This is a genomic window from Larkinella knui (genome assembly GCF_003858645.1).
Lineage (GTDB): Bacteria > Bacteroidota > Bacteroidia > Cytophagales > Spirosomataceae > Larkinella > Larkinella knui.
In genome coordinates this window covers 1-17,890 of record NZ_RQJP01000008.1, presented here as the reverse complement: position 1 = coordinate 17,890, position 17,890 = coordinate 1, and the positions used below count along the sequence as shown (strand labels likewise).

Genomic DNA, 17,890 nt, shown 5'->3' with positions numbered 1-17,890 from the left:
CGCGGGTCTGCGTCATGACACCGTGGTATTTTTGCCCGGAGCGAAGCGGAATACCACGCCATTTTTACGAAAGCGCAGGCTCGATCCGTACGCTACGCCCGTGTACCGGCAAAGTCCCGCCTGACATAATCCATAAATTTTGTTTTATATGTACTATTATTGTATTCTATATGCGTAGCATTAATCAATGCCAAAGCTGTCGACTCTCTGTATCATGCGCTCCTACTGGCTCCTACTGCTGATAATAACGCTATTGCAGGCACACGCGCAGTCGAATCAGACCCCGAACAATCCCGAAAAATATCCCATTGCCAATCAATTTGAGCACCTTTCGGTGGAAGATGGGTTGTCCAATGATTACATCACGGCTATTCTTCAGGATCGGGACGGTTTTATGTGGTTTGGAACGGGGGATGGGGTGAATAAATACGATGGCGCTTCCTTCGTCGTGTTTAAACACAATGCCAGCCAGCCAACCCGTAGTTTTCAAAATGGCTTCATCATGGGTCTGTGCGAGGGCGACTCGACCCGGATATGGGCGATAACGAAAGGGGGTGGGTTGCACGAAATTAACCGAAAGACGGGGCTGGTTACTCCGCATCCCATTCAGGCCGTTCAGGCCAACCGGTGGAATAACCAGCATTCCATTTTTGAAGACCAGCAGCACATCGTATGGATCAGTACGTATGCGGGTCTGGCGCGCTATGACCCGGCCAGGCATCACTTCACCCTCTATCCGTCACCCGTTGCCGACGTGCCGGTTATAACCGCTTTTGAAGACCGGCAGCGCCGGTTCTGGGTCGCTACCCACCAGGGACTGTACCTCTTCAACCGTTCAACCGGCCACTTTACGCTGGTAGCCGTTCAGGGGATGAAAGGCCCCCAGCCATCTTTTCAATCTTTTTACCTCGATCAGAACGATGTGCTCTGGCTGGGGACCGCAACGGCCGGCTACAGCCTGTTCAAGCTTGATCTGCGCCACCAGCCGTGGAAGCTAATCCCCTATAACCCACGCGGACAGCTTAATCCCTATGTGTGGCGAAATACCATCCACCGGGATTCTACGGGAATAGTGTGGCTGGGCACCACCAACGGATTACAGGGCATTGATCCGGTGAGTGATCAGGTTTATACCTACCAGTCCGATCCAAACCGCTACAAAGGACTGAGTAGCAGCGGAGTACAGGTGGTTTATCACGACCGGTCGGGGATGCTCTGGGTAGGAACCGATAACGGGATCGACCGGCAGGCCGTGAATACCAAACCCTTTACCACCTACCAGGTGAAGCCCAATGAGCGCGGGGCCAGTATGCCCGAAAACCGGGTATTTGCCGTCATTAAGGATGATCATGGTCAGCTTTGGTTCAACAATTCACCGTATCTGTACCGACTATCCGCCGATCAAAAACGGCTCGACCGGATACCGCCCGAAAGCCTGGGAGCTACGGGAGAGCACTTCAACGAGGTGATGTCTTTTTTACCCGACGGCCGGGATGGCATCTGGCTCGGGTCGTATGATGGCTTATACCACTACGATCAGGCATCCGGCCAGTTTACCGGATATCCATCGAACGTACCGGCGCAGTATATTGCGGCCCGCCAGAAAGATCGGAAACCGCAGGGCGACATCTGGGTTGGGGGAGATGGCGGTTTTGCTTCCTTCAACATCCGGACTCACCGATACACCTATTACCGGTATCAACCAGGGAAGCCGGATGGAATTCCCGACAAGTACGTGTATGGGCTACTGGTGAGCCGCACCGGCGAGGTTTGGATCCTGATCCACCGGTTGGGGCTCTGCCGGCTGAATCCTGAAACGGGACGAATAACCCGCTATTCGGCCGGACCCAAAGGCCACCTGAGCAGTAACGACGTTCGAACCATCTACGAAGACAAGGACGGGGTGATCTGGATTGGTACGTACCTGGGCGGCTTAAACCGGTTTGACCCCGGAACGGGCCTGTTCACGGCGATAACCCACCAGGACGGAATCCCGGGCAACGCAATCGTCGGGATTACCGGTGATGCGTCGGGGCATCTCTGGCTGAGCACCAACGAGGGCCTTTGCAGGGTCAATCCGCGCACCAAAGCCGTGCGCGTCTACCAGGTTTCGGATGGGTTACCCAGTAATAATTTTAAGCAGAATACCGTCTTTCGGCACACGAATCAGCTCATTTTCGGCAGTGAAAATGGCATTGTTCAGTTCAATCCCGACCAGATTCTCGACGATACGCGCCCTTTTCCGGTATATATCACCACTCTGACGGTCATGGATAAGCCCCGGGCGATCACCGGGAGCGTTATTCGACTGAAGCACGATGAGAACCTGGTGTCGATTGGCTTTGCGGCTTTAGCCTACGAGCAACCCGCAAAAAACCAGTATGCCTACCAGCTCGTTGGGGTGAATAAAGACTGGGTTCCGAACGGCAATCGAACGGTGGTCAACTTCACCAGCCTGCCACCCGGCAGCTATACGTTCCGGGTAAAAGCCGCCAACAGCAATGGATTCTGGACCCAAAACATAGCTTCCATCCAGCTTATTGTCCAGCCGCCGTGGTGGGCCACCTGGTGGGCCTACGCCTTGTACGGACTGATCGCGGTTGGGGCCATCTGGGGCTACATCCGGTTTTCGACCAACCGAATCCGGCAACGCCAGGAACTTGAACTGAACCGCCGGCAGGCCGAACAACTGAAAGCCGTCGATGAACTGAAGACGCGGTTTTTTTCCAACATTACCCACGAGTTTCGTACACCCCTGTCGCTGATTATTGCGCCGGTGGAGAAAATGCTCCAGCAAGGGCGTTTCGACGGTCCGATGCTAACGCTGGTTCACCGGAACGCCGAACAACTCCTCCGATTGATCAATCAATTGCTCGATCTTTCCAAACTGGAAGGGCATTACATGGCGGTTTCTCCCATGCAGGGCGAGGTGGCCGACTTTATTCACCAGATCGTAGCGGTATTCCAGCGGGCGGCTGAACAGAAAGGCATTGTTCTGACGTGTAACCTGGACCGTTTCCCGGCCAGCGAGCACGTGTTCGACGCCGATAAATGGGAAAAAATTCTCACGAACCTCCTCGCGAATGCCCTCAAATTTACCGAAGCGGGCGGACGCGTAACGCTGACCCTGGTACCTGTTGGAACCGCGGAGGAAATGACGGCGGTTGAATTTCAACTGGTCGATTCCGGCATCGGTATCGCACCGGAACAGCTCCCGTATATTTTCGACCGGTTCTACCAGGCCGACACTTCCACCACCCGCGCCCACGAAGGAACGGGCCTTGGGCTGGCGTTGGTCCACGAATTGATTCAGTTACTGGGCGGCCGCATCTCGGTAGAGAGCCAGGTGGGAGTGGGCACTACCTTCCGCTGGACGCTGCCCGTCGGGCCCGTGTCGAAGGCCGTTGACCTGCCCCGCATTAGCCCGGCCAGGTTTCAACAACCGGCCGCTGGCCCAGTGGTTTCACCAGAACCGGCTTCCTTATTAAATGCGGCTCAGGAGGCACTTCCCCGGCTTCTGATCGTGGAAGATAATGACGAGTTGCGGGAGTTTCTGGTGGGAGAACTGGCCTCTTCGTACCACATTCTGCAGGCCGTCGACGGCCTGCAGGGCTGGGAAATTACGCAGGCTGAACTGCCCGATATTGTCCTGACGGATGTGATGATGCCCCGCCTGGATGGCCACGAACTAACCCGGCTCATCAAAAACCATGCGCATACCGATCATATCGCCGTGGTGATGCTGACGGCCAAAGCCGCCCAGCCCAGCCGGATAGAAGGATTACAACACGGAGCCGATGAGTACCTGTCCAAGCCCTTTAGCCGGGCCGAACTGCACCTGCGGCTTCAAAACCTGATGATCCGGCAGCAGAAACTAGCCGACTATTACCGCCAGCAGTTTAGCCTGCCCGGACGATCTGAGGGTGCGGTGGATTCAACCGCCGGTCTACCGGCTCCCGGCCCGGCAGAAAATACCGATCCGTTTCTGGTCCGGATTTATGCCCTGCTGGATCAGCACCTGGATGATTCCACGATCAGTGTCGACTGGCTGGCCGACCAACTTACCATGAACCGCAAGACGCTGTATCGCAAAGTCCAGAGTCTGATTCAACTGGCACCGGCTGAGCTGATCCGGCAGTATCGAATTCGAAAAGCTGCCGATTTGCTGCGGGCGGGTCATAATGTGGCCGAGACGGCCGACCTGGTCGGTTTCAATACACCCTCTCACTTCACGCTGGTTTTTAAAGAGATTTACCAGCAAACGCCTACCGAGTTCATCGCCGGCCGCCAGAAAAATTCCTGATTCGGGCTTTTTCCGGCTTCCGGGGGTGAAATGCCCCCAATTTGACGATATCTGCCCCCAATCTGACAGCGTTTTAGGGTGCAAAACGGCACCTTTGTACTGTTACCACTGTGTGCTAAATACTATCCACACCATTTTTTTAATACCCGCCGTACGATTCGGGGCTGTGCCGCCATCGCGAAACCGCAGACCGTAATCAACAGATTGCCCGGCTACGGCCTGAAAAGTGATCTGCCAATCCGTAAAACTCAACCGAAAAAAAAACCGATTTCATTCACCTTTTTCAGTCGATTCCGATATACATCCGGAATCGACTGAAAAACTGTCTGGAATTCGGTAACAGTCGTTACGGATCGTTGGGCGTCATTCCAGATTCGGAAGTGTAAACAACAAATAAACTCATTATTCCATGGAGGAATCATCGGCCTATTTCCCGTTGATCAGGGCGCCCGCCCGGATAGGATCAACCCAAGCGCTCTTTTACACGACACACCTAACTTTAACGGAACAAAATGTATGAAAACATCTCCTTTACTTCGAGGATTACTTGGCCTACTGGTTACAGTTGCTTCCATCAGCTGCGACGACCATCGTATCCCGGCGGTTACACCGGGTTCAACGCAAGAACATTTACGGGTTAAATCCATCACCCAGGAGTTGACAGAGGTGACTAGCCGGGCCATTCCGGTCAAAAATACCAGTGAATTCAGTTACGACGCGCAGGGACGGTTGCATTCGATTCTGACGTATGCGTTGCCCGACAGCACGGTTGCCCCGGCTGAAACCAGCGTCTATACGTATGATGGCCAAAACCGGCTTACCCAGATGCGCCGGGATATCCGACGGGCAACCACGCCGGGGCTTTACGAAATCTATACGTATACGTATAACGGTGCCGGGCAGCTGTCCAAACTGGACTACGCCAACAATTTAGGCGATGGGGATAATGTCTGGGCCGTGACGCTTCAATACAGCCCGCTTAATCAGCTAGCCAGTAGTCATAAATCCTTTGCCACGGGTGGCGTTTCGTACACGGATTATAGTGTTTACACCTTCACCGGGAAAAACCTGACGGAACTTGTTTCAACCCGGACGTTAACCCGCAATGTCCCATCAACGAATACGATCACGACCGACTTTACTTTTGATACAAAAACAAACCCGTTCTATGGGGTCTACATTATCCCGTCGCCGTTTGTAAACGGTTTTTCCAATCCCCATTCGGGCAATCTGGATTATTACACCTATTACGGCGGAATTGACAATGTGTTCAATTTGAGCCGGAACAACGTGCTGACGTCCGTGGCCTCCAACCGGACCATCACCTATGCGTATACCTACGTCGGGGATTTGCCAGCGACCCGCATCAAAACGGAGCCCAACAGCCCTCAGGAAACGTTGACCTACGCCTACGAGACCTATTGAACCTCCTGCCTGTAGCTGATTTTCAGTAAGTTAAATCCTGTTAAATGCGCAACGGCCCGTTCCGGATTGGATGGGGAGCGGACGGTTGCGTCAATTCCAACCGTCGGCAACGTACGAATCAAATCAATCAACTCGTGTATGGATGTGTCTTCTAAATATTTCGCACTGCTCAGAGCCCCCGGTCCCGATGTGATCAGGCATATGTGGCGGTTTCTGCTCGACATTCACCGGGTCGGCAAACTCAGGGAACTGGCTTCTTTTATTTTGTGGGAAATCAGCCATCGGCTTTATGTCTACCAGGTTAGCAATCGGTATATCAAATTTACCGACCACGCTTGTCTGTCGATCACAAACGAGTGTACGAGTTCGACCGGCGATCTGATTTCCAGTCCCTTTTTAACGGAAAACGGCCTGTGTTTCCGGGCGGTAGCCATCGACTGGAAATATTGTCTTCAGACCACGGACGGTTTCTGGTTGGGATGCCGGTATTCGCACCTGAACGCGCTGTATGGCAGTGATGACGAGAGCCAGTCGGCGGTTCTTGTGTATGAGTTTCCGCATCCCATTACCTCGCTTTTTATCAGTCGGCAAAACGTCCTGTTCGTCTGTTCCAGCGGAATGGTTTACAAGAGCGATGACCGGGGTGCCAGCTTCAAACCGGTTTTACAGCTTTCCTCCACCATCAGTTATTTCCTGTTCAATAACGGCATGACCGAACTGCCCGACGGTTCACTGATGATTGGCGAATACGGTTCCATATGGCAGGGGCGGACCTGGCAGAACCTGGCTTTTTTATATTCCTCGACCGATGGCGGTAATGCGTGGGAAAGCTCCGATTTTCTGATCCGGCAGGGGGTCAATAAACACGTCCATCTGGTGAAATATTGCGCGCTTCTCAATTCCGTTCTGCTAACCGATGGGGACAATAAAAAGCAGTTGTGGATGAATGCGGCTTTGGCCCAGCCGGAGCCTGATCAGCCGGAAAATGGCTGGCGCTTACTGACCAAATACCATCACCAGACGGGCGGTTACACCTCCATGGCCGAAACGGCAACGGGCGTTTTATTCGGGAGTGATTATTTAGGCGGAACTAATTTTATTGTCAAAACAACCGATGCCAGGCGATTTGAGAAGCAGGTGTTGCCCGACCCCTACCGGCGTAGCCCCGTCATGAACATGGTAACCCGGCATTCCCCTGCCGGAACCGAGATCTGGGCCGCTTCGTACAGTTGCCTTTCCGACAACGCCAGGAGCTTGATCATGTGTACCAAAGATGCCGAAAAGACCTGGACCCGCGTGCTGGATTTCGACGGTACCAAAAATGAAGTTCGATTGGTTAACTCCTCCCGCGATCGGTCCGATGCGCTCTTCATTTCCGTAACGGAGTTCGGGGGCAACGAAGCCCAGCACCGGCACCGGGTTTACAAATTAGAACGCACCGGCCGGAACGCGCCGTGTTAAAGACCATCGATGCTTGATCGCCCGCTGCCATATTCTCTATCCATAATTCCACCATCACCTCCCTTCAACATGTTATCGTCTCCTGTTTACCACCGTCCGTTGTCCAACCCGCTCGGCAGGCTCATTAACGCCCGGATCGAGAGCCCGGCTCCCAAGTATAGCTTTGTGGCGCTGCTTTTATTATTGACCTTTCCTTACCTTGATTTTGTTCATATTCCGACCGCCGGCATCGATAATTCCTGGCGGATTGCCCTGGAACTGATCCATCAGAAAAACCTCACCTGGGGGCAGGACATCATCTTTACGTATGGTCCCCTGGGGCGGTGGCTGCAGCGCTATGTGATTGTCACGAATCCGGTTGAGCTTTTGCTGGTCGACACGTTCTTTGCTCTCAATGTGGCCTGTCTGCTATACAGTTTCCTCCCCAACCCGCTCAAGGGATGGCATTTGGTCGTGTTCTTTCTGATCTGGGCCATTGTCAACAGCATGTGGGGCGAATGGATCCATTTTACCTGGTTTTACATCGTGATCTATTGGGGCATCCGGTCGATCTATCAGCCTTCGCCCAACCTCGGTTTGCTCTGTTATCTGGCAGTTGTGTGTGCGATCAATTTTTTCATGAAAGTAAATTTTGGTCTCATCGCCATTGGTTTCATGATTTCTCTGGTGAGTTACCTGTATCTGAGCAAAGGGCTGAACCCGCGCCAATCCGCAGCGATTCTGGGTCTGTTGGGTCTGTTGCTGGTTTTGGGGGCCACCTGGTTGCATACCGATTTGATCCGGTATACTATTTCCAGTTTCTATGTGATCGATGGGTACAATGAATCGCAGGCTATTTATCCCGAAAACAGGATGCGCCTGGTGCTGCTTTCCTACGGCTCCTATCTTTTGCAGTTCCTGACTGCGGTAATATATCTGATAAAACAGCTTGCGTTGCCGCCTAAACCTGGAAAAGAGAAATTCAGGACCATTTTTGTCCTTTTCTGGCTGTTACTCCTTTCGTTTGTTTTGCTTAAATATGCCTTTACCAGAGCCGATGAGGGGCATTTGACCGCCTTTGTCAAACAATCCAGTCTGTTGCTGTTGCTCGTCGTGATCTGTGTTCAGGAAGAATGGCTTCGAAAAACGTTCTTTGTTTATCTCCTTCTAAACTGCTGTTTCTACCTCCTTTTTTATGCACCCATCTTTGGGAAAATACCCGTCAATTATGCCGCGCTCTTCTCCCGGCAATTACAATTGGTGGCGCATTATTTTCAAATGGCGGCTACGGAAACCTACCCTGATCCGCAGCCAACCATTCGGGCTTCGATCCGGCAAAAGATCGGTCAGCAGACCGTGGATGTGATTCCCAATGGGATTTCGGACATCTATTTAAATCGATTGAATTATAATCCCCGTCCAACTCTGCAGTCGTATCAATCGTATAACGGCTACCTGGACCGCAAAAACCGGGAAAAATACATGTCAAAAACCGCCCCCGACTGGATTCTTTACAAGTACGAATCGATTGATGGAAAGTACCCGCTGGCGGATGAAACCCAGACCTTGCTGGCGGTTTTGCAACGGTATCGCGTTGCTGACCAAACGTCCCGTCAGCTTTTTCTGAAAAAGAACCGCGACACAAAATCCTTACAACTCGTTAAGCAGGCAACCGTTCAGGTTCGGCTGGGAGAGAAGCTAGCCCTGCCGGGCCCCGATTCCCTGTTGCACGTCCTGTATGTGAAAACCACCTATACGGTTTATGGAAAACTGCTGCATGTGTTTTTTCAGCCACCCCAGCTTTCGATGACGCTAGAGGCCGAAAATAACACGTCGGTGAGCTATCGGGTGGTGCCGGCCTTGCTGGAGAAAGGAATGCTTGTCAATGCCAGAGTTGATAACCTGGCGGATGCCCGGGAGTTTCTGTCCACGCAGCAGGTCAGCCATAAGCGGCTGAAACACATTACCTTTCACCAAAAAGTCCGCTGGCAAGCCGGTTTCGATCCCTCCATCGAGGTCATGATTCAGTCGTATCAACTAAAATGAGAATACCGCAGGAACGATCAAAACCGCCTTGGGCTTTACACCGTGAAAAGGTGATTTTTAGGCCGTTGGTCAAGTAATTCCGGCTTGTTGTCATTCTATTTTCCGTACCAGCTCCAGCACTGCGTTCTTTGAACTGATCCTCTATGTCGGAGTCGACCAAAAGAACGAAATGAAAAAAAATAGCCCGATCAATCGCCGGGATTTCCTCAGGACCGGTTCACTGCTCAGTGGTGGCTTGTTAATCGGTTTTGCTGTTCCGGCGAAGGTTGTCCAACGTGCCTTGGCACCAGTCGCTACGGAACTCAACGCGTTTCTGCGGATCAGTACGGATAACCGCATTCATATCATTCTGTTGAAAGTGGAGATGGGGCAGGGCATCTGGACAACCTTATCCATGCTGATTGCGGAAGAACTGGACTGCGACTGGCAGACCATACAGGTTGAACCCCGGTCCTCGGGAAAAGGGACGGATTTTGCCCAATCGCTCGCCATCCAGTCGACCGGCGGGTCCGATTCCACCCGTTCCGAATTCGACCGCTGTCGCCAGGCGGGGGCAACGGCCCGGGCGATGCTGGTGCGTGCTGCCGCCAACCGGTTTGGGGTGCAACCCAGTGACTGCCGAACGGAAAATGGCTATGTCATCGCCGGCCGGAAGCGGATCAGTTATGGTGAAGTCGCCCGTGAGGCTTCGGCGCTGCCGGTACCTTCGGTGACCTTGCGCGAACCGAAGGACTGGAAATACATCGGCACATCGCCGAAGCGGCTGGACAGTCCTGACAAGATCAACGGAAAGGCCAAATATGGTCTGGATGTTCAGTTTCCCGGTTTGCTAACGGCCGTTGTGGCTCGTCCACCGGTTTTCGGCGGGCAGGTTAAATCCGTGGATGCAACGCGGGCGCGAGCCCTGCCGGGCGTTCGTGCGGTGGTCCGGATTCCGACGGGCGTTGCGGTGCTGGGAGATCATTTCTGGGCCGCCAGTCGCGGACGCGATGCCCTGAAAATCGAGTGGGAGCCGGGCGCGCTGGTTGCGGTCGACAGCACCACACAACTGGCGGAATACCGGGCTTTAGCAGACACCACCGGCATCGCCAGCCAGCAAAAAGGGGATGTTGTCACCGCCTTGGCGAAAGCCACCGGAAGGATCGAAGCCGAATTCCGTTTCCCCTACCTGGCCCACGCTCCGATGGAGCCGTTGAACTGCACCGTCCGGATTCTGAACGACCGCTGTCAGCTCTGGACCGGCACGCAATCGCCCTTGCTGCACCAGGCCGAAGTGGCCGCATTTTTAGGCTTTAAACCGGAGCAGGTCGAGTTGAATACGCTTTTTCTGGGCGGGAGTTTTGGGAGACGCGGCTCCTTCCAGGACGACTGGGTGATGGAAGCGGTTCATATCGCTAAAGCCAGTGGCAAACCTATCAAACTAGTCTGGACGAGAGAAGACGATATCCGGGGAGGCTACTACCGGCCGGTGTACGTACACCGGGCCCGGATCGGTATTGGTCCGGACGGTTTTCCCGTTGCCTGGCAACACCGGATCGTTGGGCAGTCGCTGTTTGAAAATACACCCCTGGCGTCGGAAATTGTGCAAAACGGCATCGACTATAGTTCGGTGGGGGGCATACACGGTTCACCGTATCTGGCGCGCATTCCCGATCAGGCTGTTGAACTCCACACCACGGTCTGCGGGGTTCCGGTTTTGCCCTGGCGCTCGGTCGGCCATACACACACTGCTTTTGTCATGGAAACGCTCATCGACGAGCTAGCCAGCCTGGCCAGCCAGGACCCGGTTGATTACCGGCGGGCGTTGCTGAACGATCAGCCCCGGTATCTGGCCGCCCTGACGCTGGCGGCTGAAAAAGCCAATTGGGGAATGCCCTTGCCCCCCGGTCATTTCGGCGGTGTTGCCGTCCATGCGGCCATGGGAAGTTACGTTGCCCAGATTGTCGAGGTGTCAGTCGACCGGCAGCAGATCCGTATCCACCGGGTGGTCTGCGCCATTGACTGTGGACTGGCCGTAAATCCCGATGGCGTGCGGGCACAGATGGAGAGTGGTATCGTGTATGGCCTGACTGCGGCCTTATACGGCGAAATCACCCTCAAGGAGGGGCAGGTGCAGCAGAGCAATTTTCATGATTACCGCATGCTGCGCATCAACGAAACCCCGGTCATCGACGTCTACCTTGTACCCGGCACGGGCCCTATGGGGGGAGCGGGTGAGCCGGGTGTACCGCCCGTTGCGCCGGCCCTTGCCAATGCTCTTTTCGCAGCCACGGGAAAACGGCTTCGTCGGTTACCCCTGCGCCTGGTAGACCTGACAAAACCGGACTAGCTTTAACAAGTGACCTGTCGGTCCATGATACTGATCTAAAATCAATGCCTATGCCTACGTACACGTTAACAGTCAACCAAAAAACCTACACGGTTAAGGCCGACGCGCAGATGCCTTTACTCTGGGTCATTCGCGACCTGATTGGCCTGACAGGCACCAAATACGGATGCGGTATTGCGCAGTGTGGCGCTTGCACAATCCATCTCGACGGGGCACCGATCCGGTCTTGTTCGTTTCCGGTTTCGGCGATAACCCATCAACAGATCACGACCATCGAAGGGCTATCGCCGACCCATACGCATCCGGTCCAAAAAGCGTGGATTGACGAACAGGTGCCCCAATGCGGTTATTGCCAAAGCGGGCAAATTATGGCGGCAGCGGCCTTGTTAAAAACCAATCCGCACCCCACCGACGAGGCTATCGATGCGGCCATGCAGGGAAATATCTGCCGCTGCGGCACCTATCCGCGAATCCGGAAGGCCATCAAAAAAGCCGCAGGCCTTACGCCATAAAATGGGCTGCTGATGAAAACGAACAAAGGGAGTTTATCCCGCAGACACTTTATCCGCCAGACTGGTCTTTCAGGAATTGCCCTGACGGTGGGGGCTTCGCTGTCGGCTTCGGGCAAAACGGTCGTGACACTGATCGGCGGGCCAGCGCCGGCTCAGGAACTCGTCGCCTGGATTTCCATTGCCAACACCGGGCGGGTGACAATCATGAATCACCGCTCGGAAATGGGGCAGGGAACCTCCCAGGCGATTCCGCAGATGATCGCGGAAGAACTGGAAGTACATCTGGATCAGGTTTCGGTTTTATTTGCCCCGGCAAATCCTGAGAAATTTGGCCCTCAGCCTCAGGAGGGCAGTTTCTCGGTTCGGGGGTGGTACGAACAACTCCTGCGTATCGGCGCATCGGCCCGGGAAATGCTCATCCGGGCAGCCGCAAACCAATGGAACGTTCCGGTTTCAGACTGCCATGCTGCTGGTGGAGAGGTGATCCACCGCCCCACCGGCAGGAAGCTCGGCTATGGCGCCCTGGTTGAAGCGGCCTCCGCATTAAGCCCGCCCGAAAACGTAGTTTTAAAGAACCGCAAGGCGTATACATGCATTGGAAAACCGTTGCCCCGGCAGGATATTCCGGCCAAAACGAATGGCACGGCTTTATTTGGCCTCGATAAAAAATTGCCCGGTATGCTGTATGCCGTGGTGGAGCGCAACCCCCGGTTTCGGGGGAAAGTAAAGCATTTCGACGACTCGAAAGCAAAGGCCGTACCGGGCGTAAGGCAGGTCCTGACGGTGCAGAGAGCCGTTTTTGCTCATCTTTACGAAGGCGTGGCCGTTGTGGCCGATTCGCTCTGGGCTGCGATGCAGGGCCGCAAGGTGCTAACGGTCGAATGGGACGATTCGGGATTCGACCACCTTGACAGCGACCGGCTAGCCGCCCAGATGCGGGAAAATCTGACGAAACCCGCTTCGTCAGAAACCGTTGAAACGGCACTTCGGGGGGCGGCCAAAAAAATCGAGGCCGTTTACGAAACGCCTTATCAGGCTCATAGCTGTATGGAACCGCTCAATTGCATCGCCCATGTTCAGGAAAACGGCATCGAAATCTGGGGGCCAATTCAGGAAGCAAACTGGATACAGGCCGATCTGAGCGAACGGATGGGCGTTCCCAAAGCGCAGGTCACCGTCCACATGACTTTTCTCGGCGGAGGCTTTGGCCGCAAGGCATTCACCGACTATCCGCACGAAGCCGCTCTGATTTCCAGAGCCGTCAAAGCGCCCGTTCAGGTCGTATGGACCCGGGAAGATGACATGCGGATGGGGCCGTTCCGGACCGGTGCTTTTTATGCCTGCAAAGGCGGTATTGACGAGAACGGCCGTATAATCGCTTTTCAGGCCCTGACGGCCGCGCAGTGGATTGGACAGGACTGGACCCCGGAACCCTACCCCGACCCTAAACCGCTGGGCGATAATACCGGTACGATGGAAGGGCTGTCGAGTCCTTATTACAAGTCGATTCCGCACTACAGTTTTGGTGGCGTAGGAACCCGTGCGCCCATACCGGTGATGTGGTGGCGTTCGGTTTATGCCTCCACGAATGCCTTTGCCTGCGAGAGTTTTATCGACGAGCTGGCCCATGAAGCCGGGAAAGACCCGTTGGAATTTCGGAGAAACCACCTCGATGACAAACGGTACCGGGCTTTCATCGATCAGCTGGAAGCGGTGAGCGGCTGGCCGACGAGGGACAAAAAAACAGGATGGGGTGTGGCCCTGACCGAATGTTTCGGCAGCATTGCCGGCCACATCGTTGTGGTAGCGCGGAAACCGGATGGCAACGTAAAGATCGACCGCGTAATCGCCCTGATCGATTGTGGCTGGTACGTAAATCCGGACATCATCCGGGCGCAGGTGGAAGGCAGCATCGTCATGGGGCTGGGTGCCGCCACCAAGCACGCGATCACCTTTAAAGACGGCAAGGCCGTTGAGCAGAATTTCAACACGTACCCAATGCCGCGGATAACGGACATTCCCCGTATCGAGGTGCACATCATGGAAAACGACGAAAAAGCCGGTGGGGTAGGAGAGCCAGGTTTGCCGCCTTTTGCCCCGGCCCTCTGCAACGCCATTTTTGACCTAACGGGTAAACGGATCCGGACCTTGCCGTTCAATCTGGATGCGGTGTAAGGGTTTAGCATGGCGACCGGTTTACACGCGTGCCGGGCGGTTTTGAAAAGGTGAACAGGCGTTCCTTTACTACTGGTCAACGAGCTTTAGGCAGATGGAGCAAGTACAGGAGCACGTGATTGTTGTGCCTAAAACTAATTAAACTGACTAGATCGGCCAATTTGCTTACCTTCTTCATGGGGTGTAACCGAAACTACTTACTTTTGAACCCCATAGATCGAATTAGCCTGAAAATCAATGGTCACTACTAAAGATATGATCAAAAAAAATCGTCTTCTCTTTATTCTAGTCAGCTTTCTGTTCCTTTTTACCAGTTGCAAAAAGAAACCAGTGATTGAAATTGCGCCATCTATCACGGCCTACTTCACTAACTGGGGGAATATCATAGCCCTGAATACAACGACAAATACCAGGCAGTGGACGTTTAAAATGGGGGAGGTTAGCTTTGGTACCGCAATGATTGCTGAAGGGATTCTTTACCTGGGCAGTTATGACCATAATTTGTATGCGATCGATATAAGTACAGGCCAGGAAAAATGGACGTATAATACGGGGCGAAATGTTACTTCGAGCCCCACGGTTGCCAATGGGGTGGTTTATGCTGGAGGAGCTGCGTTGTTAGCTCTCGAATCAAAGACCGGAAAACTGTTATGGACGTTTGAGCCAAAAGAAGCCATCTATTCAAGCCCTGCTGTCGCCAACGGGGTGGTTTATGTTGGCAGTTACGATTATAATCTTTATGCGATAAAAGCGGCCACTGGAGAAAAGCTTTGGGAGTTTTCGGCAAATGACATGATTTATTCAAGCCCCACGGTTAATAATGGGACGGTTTATTTCGGCAGTAACGACAAGAAACTTTATGCGGTAGATGCCTTGACAGGAATGAAGAAATGGGAATTTGAAGCCGGTTATATTATCTTCAGCAGTCCTACAGTTGCCAATGGCATCGTTTATTTTGGTAGCCATGATGACCATTTATATGCCTTAAATGCAGTAACGGGTCGCAAGCTCTGGAGCTTCGCTACAAAGGGAACGGTCGTCAAAAGTCCAGTAGTAAGCAACGGAGTAGTGTACTTCAGTGATAATTTCGAAAAGTTGTATGCTCTGGATGCCGCGACCGGACAAGAGCGTTGGTCCTACAAAAGTTCGATTCGAACAGACCCCATTATCGCTAATGGACTGGTTTATGTAGGAATTGATGACAAACTCTGCACCTTCGACTGTCTGGATGGTACCAAAAAGCAGGAGTATGAGATTGTCAATGGAGTCACGACAACGCCTGTTCTTACTGCCAATGGACGCGTCATCGGTGATTATCCCTCCGTTTCCGGTGTCAGGCAATAAAGAGTAAGGTCGTACAACCACCCTCCTAAAAACAAAACCCGGCAAAAAATACCGGGTCCTGTCAAACTACTATCTCTAAGCGACGCAAAATACACCTCGTTAGGATAGACGGAATTGGTGTCAAATACCCTACCTATACTTTCATTTTCGTGAAAATAAATCGCCCAAATCAGAGCCCCAGATAGGATCCTATCCGGGGCTCTGACATTCAGCAGCCTGTCTGGCCAGTGGAAGTAAGATGATGGGACAACGGGAAGTTACCTATTCTATTCTCCATAATTGCTCTATCCATTCGAATAGGCTATTTCACTGACAGAGTCAATTCCGTGATGGCAGGGATGTTGGAACTGTTTTTTCCACTTACATAGAGCTTTTGGCCATTCGAGAACAGATTGCCGTAGCCAGGAACATTTTCCAATTTAATGGGATCAGTTGCCCACGTGTCCTTGATAAGATCATAGATGTAAATCGACTGATTTTGAAGGAGAAACAAATAATCCCCCAGGACGGCCGAATAAACATTCTGGTAACTGCTGGCCACTTCAAAGGGAAGGTCTTTCAGGGGCGTCCAGGTGTTGTTGGTCGTCGAAAAGTAAGCCATTTTTTGTTTAGCTCCCTGCCCGCCGAGGGCATAGATTCTTTCTTTATAAGCGACCAGTTCACTGCTGGTGGTTGCGTAGAGGTAATTCGGAACGGTGAACCATTTGTCCTGACTGACGCTGTAATATTTAAAGAGCGTGCTGGGCGTACGGCCACCCAGAAAATAAATATTGCCATTATAATACGTGACGCCTGCTTCTCCGGCATTATCCTTCGCCGTTGCAGGATAAGTAACTGGTTGCCAGGTGTTTGAGGAGGCTATGTATTTAGTGGCATCGTTGGCAATAAAAAAGATATTGGTGCCATCCGACACCAGCTTACTGGAGTAGCCACACCCGCAGACATTACTCGATTTAGCCAGAGCCGAAGAAAATGTATTGTTGGCCAGATCATAGCGAACAAAGAACTGGGGCTTGGCGGTATTCGAATAATTCCCAAAATAGATCGAATTGCCAACCAATACGGATTGAACGGGATAGCCACCGATATCATAGCTGCTAAGCGGCATACTGAGTTGTTTAGCCGTCAAGACAACATCGTTGACGGTTTTTTCGGGTGTTGCAGATTCTTCGTCGTTACTTTTACAACTTCCCACCAGAATGAGTAAAAGGCAGCAAAATAGGGGTTTCATAGCTTTATAAGGTTAATGTGTGTTTACGAATTGAAATTAACCAGGTGAAAAGGGCGGTCTTAGCGTAGAAGTACGGTTTTTAGCATACGGGAGCAATACCTGAGGGAACGGCAAGGCTGAACGCCGTAGAAATCCTAGCCTGGATAAAACCAGGTTCTTCGGGAACGTCTGATTAAGCCGAAGCAGCTATAATTGCTGACTAGAAGCTCATTATGTACGGAAATGGGAGTGTTCCGTAAACTGTGGGAGAATTTTTCTGGTATAATCTCTTTTGGTCAAACCCATCAGGTGGGATTCGATCTCCGAAATTAATCACCAGTTGGGATCAGATCGCCTTCCAATTAAAAACGGTTTTCTGCCGCCCGAGCGGTGGCTTAGGAAGTGCTTTGTTAGCGGCAGACTTCCTTCGTGGGAATGCCATTATCCTGCTGCTTGCGGATCTTGACAATTCGGGATTCGGCGAATCGGACGATCGACCGCAGCGGTCTTTTTCATAGGAATCAGTTTAGAATTAGCATTTTTCTCTAAGCTTAAACCGTCCGAATTTTGGGGATACTTACAATGTTAGAAGTTGTTGGGGATTTTATAACTGGGTGAAAAAAGTGGGTGTCTGCTTACCTTTATGTTGCAACACAATAGAGGTATGATTACTCAATTTAATGAGCTTACAGACACCCAATGGCAAGTTATTGAAAACTACTTGCCCACACAACGGAAACGTCGGCTTTGCCTGCGTCAAGTGACGAACGCTATTTTTTATATCCTTCGCACGGGTTGTCAGTGGCGTAATTTACCGGTCTGCTATCCACACTGGCAAGCCGTTTATTATTACTTCACGAAATGGAAGCGGGAAGGTTGTTTGAATCGACTCAACCAAGCTCTAAATCGGAGAGATCGTATTACTCAGGGAAGAGAACCAACACCTTCCTTGATTTGCGTTGATAGCCAGAGTGTTAAGCTAGCCCCTTTACTCTCTGAACAGCGAGGAATAGATGCAGCTAAAAAGGTAAATGGACGGAAACGACAGATCATCGTTGACACCGGGGGTAGGCTTTGGAATGTGTATGTTCATGCCGCTAATCAGG

General features: G+C 52.5%; 10 protein-coding genes. 9 read left to right on the top strand and 1 reads right to left on the bottom strand.

What is annotated here, in order from left to right; genetic code table 11:
• Positions 1-187: 187 nt before the first annotated feature.
• The 8 genes from EHT87_RS30430 to EHT87_RS30395 all read left to right on the top strand — a co-directional run bounded on the left by EHT87_RS30430 (position 188) and on the right by EHT87_RS30395 (position 15,574).
• The gene (locus EHT87_RS30430; RefSeq protein ID WP_229321494.1) at positions 188-4,303 is read left to right on the top strand and encodes a hybrid sensor histidine kinase/response regulator transcription factor; all 4,116 of its coding nucleotides are present in this window, start codon (positions 188-190) and stop codon (positions 4,301-4,303) included.
• 516 nt (positions 4,304-4,819) lie between these two features.
• Positions 4,820-5,728, top strand: a complete 909-nt coding sequence (locus EHT87_RS30425) for a hypothetical protein (protein ID WP_124910581.1) — start codon at positions 4,820-4,822, stop codon at positions 5,726-5,728.
• Between the two features lie 138 nt (positions 5,729-5,866).
• Positions 5,867-7,189, top strand: a complete 1,323-nt coding sequence (locus EHT87_RS30420; protein WP_124910580.1) for a WD40/YVTN/BNR-like repeat-containing protein — start codon at positions 5,867-5,869, stop codon at positions 7,187-7,189.
• 69 nt (positions 7,190-7,258) lie between these two features.
• The gene (locus EHT87_RS30415) at positions 7,259-9,214 is read left to right on the top strand and encodes a hypothetical protein (RefSeq protein ID WP_124910579.1); all 1,956 of its coding nucleotides are present in this window, start codon (positions 7,259-7,261) and stop codon (positions 9,212-9,214) included.
• A 169-nt stretch (positions 9,215-9,383) separates the two neighbouring features.
• A complete protein-coding gene (locus EHT87_RS30410) occupies positions 9,384-11,543 on the top strand; it encodes a xanthine dehydrogenase family protein molybdopterin-binding subunit (RefSeq protein ID WP_124910578.1) in 2,160 nt (719 codons plus the stop codon).
• 50 nt (positions 11,544-11,593) lie between these two features.
• On the top strand, positions 11,594-12,055 hold the full coding sequence (locus EHT87_RS30405; RefSeq protein WP_124910577.1) for a (2Fe-2S)-binding protein: 462 nt from the start codon (positions 11,594-11,596) through the stop codon (positions 12,053-12,055).
• Positions 12,056-12,067: 12 nt separating this feature from the next.
• Positions 12,068-14,230 (top strand): xanthine dehydrogenase family protein molybdopterin-binding subunit, encoded by a 2,163-nt coding sequence (locus tag EHT87_RS30400; protein WP_124910576.1) that lies wholly within the window; start codon positions 12,068-12,070, stop codon positions 14,228-14,230.
• A 237-nt stretch (positions 14,231-14,467) separates the two neighbouring features.
• Positions 14,468-15,574: a PQQ-binding-like beta-propeller repeat protein gene (locus tag EHT87_RS30395; RefSeq protein WP_124910575.1), complete on the top strand. Its 1,107-nt coding sequence runs from the start codon at positions 14,468-14,470 to the stop codon at positions 15,572-15,574.
• Positions 15,575-15,875: 301 nt separating this feature from the next.
• On the opposite strand, the gene EHT87_RS30390 is transcribed toward EHT87_RS30395, so the two are convergent.
• Positions 15,876-16,805: a Kelch repeat-containing protein gene (locus EHT87_RS30390; protein WP_124910574.1), complete on the bottom strand. Its 930-nt coding sequence runs from the start codon at positions 16,803-16,805 to the stop codon at positions 15,876-15,878.
• A 622-nt stretch (positions 16,806-17,427) separates the two neighbouring features.
• Here EHT87_RS30390 and EHT87_RS31925 point away from each other — a divergent pair.
• Positions 17,428-17,890 (top strand): IS5 family transposase (locus tag EHT87_RS31925; protein WP_124910573.1); only part of this gene is annotated, 463 nt, incomplete at its 3' end.